Consider the following 1,088-nt stretch of genomic DNA (forward strand, 5'->3'; position numbering starts at 1 on the left):
ACTTAGTAAGCAATGACTTACAGGTAAATAACATAGATGCTGCTAAGGCAGTTAATTTTGCCAAACTTCTTATTGAAGCGCCTGGCTCTAAAGATGCTTTGACTCAACACCTGAAACAAAGCGAAGTAAAATTTTATGGCTTTGAGGGTGGATGTCCCTTTAGCAGTATGTACACTCGATTACAAAAACAATACTTGGGAGAGGAAATGTTTTCTCAAATTACTTTCATTAACTGTGAGCAAGATTATCAATGCTCGAAAAATAATATTTTTTCTGATACTTGGGAGGTTAATGGAAAACTCTATACCGGTGTTAAAAATTTAATTCAGTTAGCTAGATTATCTGAATATCAAGGATCTCACAATTTTGCAGAAGTGTTTATTAACAGGGCAAAATATCTTAAAAAGAATGGTAAGCTTGAAGAAGCTCAGATGCTCTATGCTGATGCCCAAAAGTTGGATATTAGTCTGGCTAATATTAGTGTGGCTAATAAATTAAGTCAAAAATTTTAAGTTTATACTCAAACCCCTGCATGGATGCAGGGGGTGTAGGAATGGGATTAGTTTGATTTTTAGATATAGGAAAGGTGTATATGGAAGAAATCCTTCTGGTTCTCATGCTGGTTGCTTTAGCTAAGGCTATTACTGACTTGCTGAGAACCTAATATTTAGTAGGGCGTGCTAATATACGCCCTACTAGGCTAGATTTTTGGCGTTGCATAAATTCGGAATGATTTTAAGAGTTTTGTGGAACGGGCATCTTGGTGGAACGGGCATCTTAGTGGAATGGGCATCTTGCCCGTTTCAATTTCCGGGGGGCAGGATACCCAGCCCACTCATATTCATCCCGCCCCTGACCAATGCCAAAAAAGCCAAAAGGCAAAAGGCAAAAGTAAAGAGGGTTTTAAGCGATGCAGTGGCTATTCCCTCTTCTGACTTTCCTACTCCCTACTCCCTTCGCGATAGATAGTATAAAAAAAATACCATGGCCGTTGGCCACGCTAAACGAACAGAGGAAAACTATGGCAACAGGGATGCTCGTTAACGGAAAATGGACTAACGAAGTCTATCAGCAAGACCCCCAAGGGC

The 1,088-nt window shown here is 39.8% G+C and carries 1 pseudogene; it reads left to right on the top strand.

What is annotated here, in order from left to right:
* Positions 1–512: pseudogene (locus F6K38_RS42850) on the top strand (hypothetical protein); the annotation flags it as partial.
* Positions 513–1,088 lie beyond the last annotated feature (576 nt).

Source organism: Moorena sp. SIO3B2 (genome assembly GCF_010692525.1).
In the GTDB taxonomy this organism is placed as follows: Bacteria; Cyanobacteriota; Cyanobacteriia; order Cyanobacteriales; family Coleofasciculaceae; genus Moorena; species Moorena producens.